Genomic DNA, 8,494 nt, shown 5'->3' on the forward strand with positions numbered 1-8,494 from the left:
GTCCCGCCGCCAATATCCCGCGCGATGCCTGGTATGCACAGCTCGATCTCGAAGAACGCGTGGCGCGGCGCAACCTCGCTGCGGGACACGCCCTGCGCAGCGGTGATCTCGCGCGTGAGAATCTGGTCGAGCGCGGACAGAACGTGATGATCATCTATCGCAGCCGCAATCTCACCCTGACCATGCGCGGCACAGCCGACGAATCAGGAGCGCGCGGCCAGGTCATCGCGGTGACCAATCCCCAATCCAGACGCGTCCTGCAGGCGACCGTCAGCGGTCAGGGACAGGTTACGGTGGAGGCGCCGTCGCTCGGGCCCCTCGCCGCGACGCAGCGCATCATCCAGTAATGCGAGCCGGGATTTCAGCCATGTTCAGCCGCCGCTTCCTGCGCCGCATCGGCGTTCTCACCCTCGCGCTGGGGCTCGCCGCCTGCGGCGCCGCCGATCGCCTCGCCAATGTCGGGCGCGCGCCTGCGCTCTCGGCGATCGAGGATCCCACCAGCCAGGCCGGCTACAAGCCGGTGCGCATGCCCATGCCGGATGCCGAGCCGGCGGCCTTCGCCTCCAATTCGCTCTGGCGTCAGGGCTCGCGCGCCTTCTTCAAGGATCAGCGCGCCGCCCGGGTCGGCGATCTCGTCACCGTGCGGGTGCGGGTCACCGATCAGGCGCAATTCAGCAACCAGACCCGGCGCTCGCGTCAGAACGGCGAGAATCTCGGTGCCGAAGGCCTGATGGGGTTCGAGACCCGGCTCGATCGCATCCTTCCCGACGATGTGCGCGGCGATGCCCTGGTCGGCATCGACTCCGATTCCACCAGCCGCGGCGAGGGCTCGACCCGGCGTTCGGAACAACTCACCACCAATGTCGCTGCCGTCGTCACCCAGCTTCTGCCCAATGGCAATCTCGTGATCGAGGGCAAGCAGGAGATCCGGGTGAACTTCGAGGTGCGCGAGCTCATCGTCGCGGGCGTGGTGCGGCCTGAAGACATCGAGGCCGACAACACCATCGATTCCACCAAGATCGCGCAGGCGCGGATCGCCTATGGCGGACGCGGCCATCTCACCGATGTTCAGCAGCCGCGCTACGGTCAGCAGGTGATGGATATCCTGCTGCCCTTCTGAGCAGAGGATTTCACGGTCCCGCGAGACGGAGCCCGGGCGCGCTCCCCACCTGCCCGCCGTCTCGCATCCCCTGGCGGCCCCGGTTCTTCCGGGGCCGCCTCCCCAACAACGGCTGCACCGATCCGATACAAGAATGCTTCAGCGTCCGCCCGACACGTCGAGCAGTGCGCCGCTGACATAGGACGAATCCGGCCCGGCCAGCCACAGAATGGTGCGCGCCACTTCCTCGGCACTGCCGGCGCGGCCCATCGGCACGCCGCTCATCAGGCGCTCCACCCGGTCCGGCGCACCCGCCAGCGCATGGATATCCGTCTCGATCAGACCGGGGCGCACCGCGTTGACGCGAATCCCCTCGGCGCCGAGTTCCTTCGACATGCCGAGCGTCATCGTATCCGTGGCGCCCTTGCTTGCCCCGTAATGCACGAACTCGCCCGGCCCGCCCAGCACGGCTGCGCGCGAGGAGACATTGACGATGCTGCCGCCACGCCCGCCGCGCTGGGTCGACATCCGGCGGATGGCTTCGCGCGCTGCGAGAAAATAGCCCATTACGTTGATATTCATCACCCGGGTTATCTCGGAGGCCTCCATATCGGCCACGCGGGTCATCTTGCCGGTAATGCCGGCATTGTTGATCAGAACATCCGGCGCGCCGTATGCCGCATCACAGGCGGAAAACAAATCCATGACACCTTCTTCGGTGCCCATATCCGCCTTGACGGCCGTGATTCTGGCCCCAGCCCCCTCCGCATCCGCGACGACGCGTTCGGCGCCCGCCTGATCGGCACCGTAGCTGAAGCAAATCCGGTAACCCGCGCGCGCCGCGCCCGCGATCACCGCCGCGCCGATACCGCGGCTGCCCCCGGTGACGATCATCGTACCCGTCTTCTGCCGTTCCGCCATGCCGGCCTCCCCTCACACGTGTTCCTGGATCATCCCAGCCTGCGGCGGTGGGGACGGGCTGGCAAGGGCACAAAGCGGGTAGCGGGTTCGGGGTGTTCCGCACACGGATAGCGACAAGGCGGCAGTCGTTTTACAATTTATACGGAAATCATGATATGTACACACGCAATACGCGAATCAATACAGCCCGGAGACCGGCATGACCCGTAACGGATTCAGTCTCAGCCTGCCCGCCGGTGATCCCTCGCAGGCCTGCGCCCCTGCCGATGCGCAGGGGCTCACCATCGTCCATGCCTTCGCCGATAATCACTTCGCCGGCAATCCGGCCGGGGTGCTGATCCGTGATGACGCGCCCTCCCCGGCTTCGCTGAGCGCACTGGCACGGCGGCTTTGCTTGCCGATCATCTCCCTGCTGGTTCCGGACGCGGGCGAGGCCGATTACCGGATCCGCTGGTTCAGCCCGAATGCAGAGCTCGATCTGTGCGGACACGGCACACTGGCCGCCGCAGCCTGGCTTTATCGCATCATGCCCGATCGCAACGCACCCTGGCGTCTCGAATCGGCCAGCGGCATCCTCCACGCCCGCCGCGCGGGCGAACGGATCGCCATCGACCTGCCCGCCCTCGGGCTTGCCCGGGCCACGCCCGATATCGCAGCGGCAGTGACGAGCACGCTCGGGTGGAACCCGGAAGGCGTGCTGCAGGCGCGCGACGATATCGTCGCCGTACTGGAGAGTGCCGATGCGGTGATCGCGCATCGCCCCGATATTGCGGCGATCGCGGGTTTGCCCTGCCGGGGGCTGGTCATCACCGCTGCGGCGGATCCAGATCTTTCCATGCCCGATGGCGGCGAGCCCGTGGATATCGTGTCGCGCTTCTTCGCCCCGCGCATCGGTATCGACGAGGATGCGGTCTGCGTCTCGGCGCATTGCAAGCTCTACGGTTATTGGGCCGCCCGACTCGGACGGGCGCAATTGCGCGCATGGCAAGCCTCCGCGCCGGGCGGGCGGCTCGGGCTGGCAGGGCGCTTTCCGCATGTGCGGATATCGGGCAGCGCCCGCTTTCTCGGGGAATCCGGCGCGCGCGATCGGCTTACACTTTCAACGCGACGAGATAGCCCGGAACAGGTGCACCCGCATCACGGCGAGTCGTTGCCGGCTCGAACAGCGTGATCGTGAAACCCGCGTCAGTGGCGCGGCGTCGCAGAAAGGCCGCGTCATGCGCAAAGCGCGAATCGGCGCCGATGCGAAAACCCTCGGGCATCACAGCGTCGCCAGCCTGCACCGAGAACGCGAACAATCCTCCCGGCCACAATGCGCGCGCCGCGCCGGCCAGCACCTGCGCCGGATCGCCGATATAGACCATCACATCGGCGGCGAGGATCAGGTCATGCGTGTCTTCGGGCCGCCCGGCCAGATATTCGGTGAGTTCGGCGACGACCAGCGCATCATAGGTGCCCTTCTCGGTCGCCTTCGCGATCATGGCAGGGGCAATGTCGAGGCCAGTGAGATGCGCCGCGCGCTCGCGAATCGCGGCACCCATCAACCCGGTCCCGCATCCCAGATCGAGACATGATGCGAAGCGCCGCCCAGGCGCGAGCCGGTCGAGCGCATCGATGATCTGTGCGGGCGCGCGGTATTCCAGCTGACCGGTCAGATGCGCGTCGAAAGCGCCGGCATATCGGTCGAACAGGGTGCGCACATAGCCGTTGGTCAGCGCTGCGGCCTGCGGCAATGCGCCCAGACGCGCCAGCGTGATCGAGGCGCCGAGCACGTCTTCCGGCTCGATCTCGAGTGCTTTCAGCAGAGCACCGACCGCCGCCTCGCGATTGCCCAGGGCAGCCTCGGCCTCACCGAGCAGCGACCAGGCCGGCGCGAAACCGGGAGCCAGTTCCAGCACCGCACGCGCGACATCCGCCGTGCCTGCGTGATCGTCGGCATCGAAGCAGGATCGGGCATAGCCGTAGCGCCGATCGGCGATCAGGTCGCCGGTCGACCGGGACATGGTGAGGCGTGCCATGGGCAGATTCTTTCTGGGGGCTCTTCCGTGCTGGAAAGCAGATTTGCTTTAGCCGGTATTTCCCGGTTGGCAAGAAGAATCGGTGAGTCCCCTCAGGCCCCCGCCAGCCTCACGCTTTTGCCTCACTCAGGCGGAGGCTCGGCCCCCACCCGCTCGGTGATCAGACCGTAATGCTCGATGCGGCGATGCCGGGCGAAATCGAAAATCGTTTCCTTGCCGAAGCGCGTGGCATCGAGATCGCAATCATGCACCAGCACGCCGTCATCCTCGTGGCCGAGCTGGGCGACGATGAAGCCGTCGGGATCGACGATCATGGTACCGCCCATCAGATGATGCCCGTCCTCGCTGCCGGCCTTGGCGACCGCAACAACCCAGGTCGCGTTCTGATAGGCTCCGGCCTGGAGCGACAGGCGATGGTGGAACATGCGTTGTTCGATCCCCTCCTCGCCCTTCTGCGAATTGACGGATGGCGTATTGAAGCCCAGCACGACCATCTCGACCCCCTGCAGCCCCATGACGCGATAGGTCTCGGGCCAGCGGCGGTCGTTGCAGATGCACATGCCGAAGATACCGCCCAGCATGCGCCAGACCGGAAAGCCGAGATCGCCGGGCTCGAAATAGCGCTTCTCCAGATGCTGGAAGGCGCGCTCCTCGTCGAATTCGTCATGGCCGGGCAGGTGGATCTTGCGATACTTGCCGACGATGGCGCCGGATTTGTCCACCAGAATCGATGTGTTGAAATGGTGCCCGTCGGGCGTCAGCTCGGCATAGCCAAAGGACATGGCCATGCCGTGTTCGCGGGCGCGATCGAACAGGGGCTGCGTCTGCGGGCCGGGCATCTGCGCCTCGAACCATTCATCCGCCTCGGCGCGATCCGCGTGATACCAGCGCGGGAAGAACGTGGTCAGCGCAAGTTCGGGATAGACGATGAAATCGGCCCCCTTGCCTCCCTCCTTGCCTGCTGCCTCGTCCATCAGCGCGATCATGCGCGCGACGACCTGCTCGCGGGTCTCGGCCTTCTGTATCGGACCCAGCTGGGCCGCGGCGACACGGATCCTGCGCATGGTTTCAGCCCATCTTTCCGGAATTGGTGGCTTGCGCCATGTCGAGATAGAGCGCGCGCAGCCGGCGCGTCAGCGGGCCGGGCTGGCCATCGGCGATCGGCTTGCCGTCCATTTCCACCGTCGGCATGACGAAGGCGGAAGCCGAGGTGTAGAAGGCTTCCGCTGCATCAAGCGCCTCCTCCACAGTGAACAGCCGCTCCTCGAGCGTGAGCCCCTGCTCCTCGGCCAGACGCATCACTGCCTGGCGGGTGATGCCGGGCAGGATGGCGTTCGAGAGCGGACGGGTGACGATGCGCCCGTCCTTCGTGATGATGAAGGCAGTCGAGGAGCCGCCTTCCGTAACGTAGCCGTCCTCCACCATCCAGGCCTCGGAGACGCCGGCCTTGGCCGCTTCCTGCTTGGCCAGGACCTGGGCAAGCAGCGCCACGGATTTGATATCGCGCCGCTTCCAGCGCAGATCCGGCACGGTGATCACCTTGGCGCCGGCCTCGGCCAGCCTGGAGCCGGTAATCGACTTCTCCTGGGTGAACATCACCACGGTGGGCTTTACTTCCTTCGGCGGGAACGGGAAATCGCGCTCCCAGACGCCGCGCGTCACTTCCATGTAGACGAGGCCCTCGACGAGACCGTTGCGCTTGACGAGTTCTTCCTCGAGCTGCGTCCATTCCGCGACCGGATAGGGATTTTCGATGCCGATCTCACCAAGGCAGCGCACCAGCCGCGCCAGATGCGCCTCGTTATCCACGAGCCGCCCGTTCAGAACCGCCGCGACTTCGTAGATACCATCGGCGAAGAGGAAGCCGCGATCCATGATCGAGACACGCGCCTCTTCATAGGGGACGAATTCACCGTTGACGAAAACGATGCGGGACATGGATACCTCTCATGCGGTCGGAAAAGCGCGGGCGCTTCGGACTATTTCCGATCAAGGTGCATGAGCGGCTCGACGACCGCAAGGGCCCGCGCCTTGCGTTTCTGCGCAGATGCCACTGGTGCGCCGCTGCGTTTGGGTATCTAGCCACCGATGATCTCGCCACCATTGGGATGCAGCACCTGGCCCGACATGTAGCTGGCATCGGCACTGGCGAGGAAAACGTAGCTCGGGGCGATCTCGCAGGGCTGGCCGGCGCGGTGCATCGGCGCGCCGGAGCCATGCTCGGCAGTGCGCGCCTCATCGAAGGAGGCCGGGATCAGCGGGGTCCAGACCGGCCCTGGCGCAACCGCGTTCACACGCACGCCGTCATTCTCCAGGGCAATCGAGAGCGAACGGGTAAATGCCACAATGGCCCCGCGCGTGGCGGCATAGTCGATCAGCCTGGGCGAGCCACGATAGGCGGTGACCGAGCTGGTGTTGATGATCGCGCCGCGGCTCTCGCGCAGGGCCGGCAGGGCGGCCTGGGTGACGTGGAAATAGCCGAAGACATTGCTGCGGAAGGTCCGCTCCAGCTGATCCGGCGTGATATCGGTCAGATCGTCGCATTCATGCTGCTCGGCGGCATTGTTGACGAGAATGTCGAGCCGCCCGAACCGCGCGACAACCTGCGCGACCAGTGCACCGGCATGGGCCGGATCGCCGATGTCGCCGGCTACCGCCAGTGCGTCGCGCCCCTCATCCGCGACTAGCGCACACGTCACGCGCGCATCCTCGTGCTCGTCCAGATAGGCGATGGCGATCTGCGCGCCCTCGCGGGCCATGGCCCGGGCGACGGCGCGACCGATGCCGCTGTCACCGCCGGTGATCAGCGCCACCTTTCCCGCAAGGCGCCCGGAGCCGGTGAAGCGCGGCGCCGAATCGGGGCTCGGCTGCATCGCATCCTCGCGCCCGGGCTGACGCGTCTGGGTCTGGCGTGGCCTGAGTTCCTCGCTCATATGCGTCCCTCGTCCAGTTCGTCACATGGCCTCGCCGAGATCCGCGCAGCGCATCCACCAGGTATCGGGCAGCGCGGCATCGGTGAGCCGGTCCATCAGCCCGGGATCATCGGATTCATCGAATTCCATGACGCAGAACCGGCCCTGATCGGTGTCGAGCGTGGAAAGCCGCATGACCCGGCAACCATCGGGCATGAAATCGCCGTCGCTGGCCACAGCCTGTTCGAGGGCGCGCTGCTCATCGCAGACCATGAAGGCCTCCTGCGCCGCAGCCTCTTGCGGCGCGAGAAACGCCCCCATGCCGAGGGCGAAGGTTGCGGCGGCGACGCCGGCTCGCAGGCGCGGGAAACGGAAAGTGTGATGCAGCGGGTGTGACGGCTGGCGGGTCATGGCCGGCTCCTTTTCTGCTCCGCCCGCACCGGTGATCACGATCCTGCCGGGTCACAGGGGAACACCGGTCGGCGAAGGCCATGGACATGACCGGCCAACGCGCAACCGGCACGATTGGTTCAGCCGCGCCCTATCCGCGTCGCGAGTTCCGCCAGAAAGCGCTCGACGGCCTCCACATCGTCGAGTGCGTAGCGCGCTGCGCTGGGGCGATCGGCCTTGTCGCGCACGACCACGCCGATGCCGTCGCGCGCCAGCACCCGAAAGGCATCCTCGTCGGTGGTGTCGTCGCCGCAATAGAAGGTCAGGACATCGTCGCCGGCGAGATCGAGCGTGTCGAGCAGGGCGAGGACGGCGCGGCCCTTGTGCCAGTCGGCGCGGGGCTTGACGTCGAAGACCTTCTTGCCGCCGGACGACCGCAGCTTGCCGTTTTCTGCCACCACCTGACGCACGATCTGCCCGACCTCGGCCTCGTCACCCGCCGCGACCTGCCGGTAATGCACCGCGAGGGAAAATTTCTTGCGCTCGACCCGTGCGCCCGCGATCCCCGACAGCGCCTCCTCAAGTGCTTTCGTCGCCGCATCGAGGGCGGGCAGGAAGGCCTTGCCCTTCTCCACGATATGGCGCCAGCCATCGGGGCCGGCCATGTCGAAACCGTGGCTGCCGGCGTAATAGAGATGATCGAGCTGCACGAAGCGGCGCACGTCGTCGAGATCGCGGCCCGAGACGATCGCCACCGCGGCGACCTGCGAGAGCCGGTCGATCGCGCCGCGCATGCCGTCGCTCAAGACGGCATCATCGGGATTGTCGACGATGGGCGACAGCGTGCCGTCGTAATCCAGGAAGATGGCCGCGCGTTTGCCTTCGAGCTGGGCGGCGATTGCGTCCATCGCGGCCAGCGCATCCGGCAGGCCGTGCAGGGTGCGCGTGGCCAGCCGCCCCGCATCGAGGCGCAGTTCCGCGAGATCGCGCACCACGATATCCGCGCCCGCCTCATCAAGCGCATCGGCATTGTCCTCGCGCGCCACGCCGATCACCTGCGCGAATCCGCCCTTCGCCCCGGCCTGTACGCCCGAGACCGCATCCTCGATGACGGCGCAATCGCCGGGCACGACGCCGAGCCCGTCGGCGGCCTG

The 8,494-nt window shown here is 66.5% G+C and carries 10 protein-coding genes; 3 read left to right on the top strand and 7 right to left on the bottom strand.

What is annotated here, in order from left to right:
* Both flgA and flgH read left to right on the top strand, forming a co-directional pair.
* A partial coding sequence (gene flgA, locus VKP01_RS07255) for a flagellar basal body P-ring formation chaperone FlgA (RefSeq protein ID WP_324411489.1) occupies nucleotides 1–347 on the top strand: 347 nt, incomplete at its 5' end.
* Between the two features lie 20 nt (nucleotides 348–367).
* Complete coding sequence (gene flgH, locus VKP01_RS07260; protein WP_324411490.1) at nucleotides 368–1,120, top strand: flagellar basal body L-ring protein FlgH; 753 nt, start codon at nucleotides 368–370, stop codon at nucleotides 1,118–1,120.
* A 138-nt stretch (nucleotides 1,121–1,258) separates the two neighbouring features.
* Here flgH and VKP01_RS07265 read toward each other — a convergent pair whose 3' ends face one another.
* The gene (locus VKP01_RS07265) at nucleotides 1,259–2,020 is read right to left on the bottom strand and encodes an SDR family oxidoreductase (RefSeq protein WP_324411491.1); all 762 of its coding nucleotides are present in this window, start codon (nucleotides 2,018–2,020) and stop codon (nucleotides 1,259–1,261) included.
* 199 nt (nucleotides 2,021–2,219) lie between these two features.
* On the opposite strand from VKP01_RS07265, the gene VKP01_RS07270 reads away from it, so the two are divergent.
* Nucleotides 2,220–3,191, top strand: a complete 972-nt coding sequence (locus VKP01_RS07270; RefSeq protein ID WP_324411492.1) for a PhzF family phenazine biosynthesis protein — start codon at nucleotides 2,220–2,222, stop codon at nucleotides 3,189–3,191.
* Here the strand turns inward: VKP01_RS07270 and VKP01_RS07275 are convergent.
* The 6 genes from VKP01_RS07275 to otsB all read right to left on the bottom strand — a co-directional run.
* A complete protein-coding gene (locus VKP01_RS07275) occupies nucleotides 3,112–4,038 on the bottom strand; it encodes a class I SAM-dependent DNA methyltransferase (protein ID WP_324411493.1) in 927 nt (308 codons plus the stop codon). The two genes, VKP01_RS07270 and VKP01_RS07275, sit on opposite strands and share 80 nt — an antisense overlap.
* A gap of 122 nt (nucleotides 4,039–4,160) precedes the next feature.
* Complete coding sequence (locus VKP01_RS07280; RefSeq protein WP_324411494.1) at nucleotides 4,161–5,102, bottom strand: N-carbamoyl-D-amino-acid hydrolase; 942 nt, start codon at nucleotides 5,100–5,102, stop codon at nucleotides 4,161–4,163.
* Nucleotides 5,103–5,106: 4 nt separating this feature from the next.
* Nucleotides 5,107–5,976 carry a D-amino-acid transaminase gene (locus VKP01_RS07285; RefSeq protein WP_324411495.1) on the bottom strand — a complete coding sequence of 290 codons (870 nt, stop codon included), beginning with the start codon at nucleotides 5,974–5,976 and terminating at the stop codon, nucleotides 5,107–5,109.
* 140 nt (nucleotides 5,977–6,116) lie between these two features.
* Nucleotides 6,117–6,971: a glucose 1-dehydrogenase gene (locus VKP01_RS07290; protein ID WP_324411496.1), complete on the bottom strand. Its 855-nt coding sequence runs from the start codon at nucleotides 6,969–6,971 to the stop codon at nucleotides 6,117–6,119.
* A 21-nt stretch (nucleotides 6,972–6,992) separates the two neighbouring features.
* Nucleotides 6,993–7,361: a hypothetical protein gene (locus VKP01_RS07295; protein WP_324411497.1), complete on the bottom strand. Its 369-nt coding sequence runs from the start codon at nucleotides 7,359–7,361 to the stop codon at nucleotides 6,993–6,995.
* Nucleotides 7,362–7,480: 119 nt separating this feature from the next.
* The coding region (gene otsB / locus VKP01_RS07300) for a trehalose-phosphatase (protein WP_324411498.1) at nucleotides 7,481–8,494 on the bottom strand (1,014 nt) is incomplete at its 5' end.

This window comes from Saliniramus sp., assembly GCF_035311605.1.
Classification (GTDB): Bacteria; Pseudomonadota; Alphaproteobacteria; order Rhizobiales; family Beijerinckiaceae; genus Saliniramus.

Bases quoted from the DNA above. Each gene is read 5' to 3' on its own strand.
- VKP01_RS07270 (WP_324411492.1), top strand. From the start codon at position 2,220: ATGACCCGTAACGGATTCAGTCTCAGCCTGCCCGCCGGTGATCCCTCG.
- VKP01_RS07295 (WP_324411497.1), bottom strand. From the start codon at position 7,361: ATGACCCGCCAGCCGTCACACCCGCTGCATCACACTTTCCGTTTCCCG.
- VKP01_RS07275 (WP_324411493.1), bottom strand. From the start codon at position 4,038: ATGGCACGCCTCACCATGTCCCGGTCGACCGGCGACCTGATCGCCGAT.
- VKP01_RS07285 (WP_324411495.1), bottom strand. From the start codon at position 5,976: ATGTCCCGCATCGTTTTCGTCAACGGTGAATTCGTCCCCTATGAAGAG.
- flgH (WP_324411490.1), top strand. From the start codon at position 368: ATGTTCAGCCGCCGCTTCCTGCGCCGCATCGGCGTTCTCACCCTCGCG.
- VKP01_RS07290 (WP_324411496.1), bottom strand. From the start codon at position 6,971: ATGAGCGAGGAACTCAGGCCACGCCAGACCCAGACGCGTCAGCCCGGG.
- VKP01_RS07280 (WP_324411494.1), bottom strand. From the start codon at position 5,102: ATGCGCAGGATCCGTGTCGCCGCGGCCCAGCTGGGTCCGATACAGAAG.
- VKP01_RS07265 (WP_324411491.1), bottom strand. From the start codon at position 2,020: ATGGCGGAACGGCAGAAGACGGGTACGATGATCGTCACCGGGGGCAGC.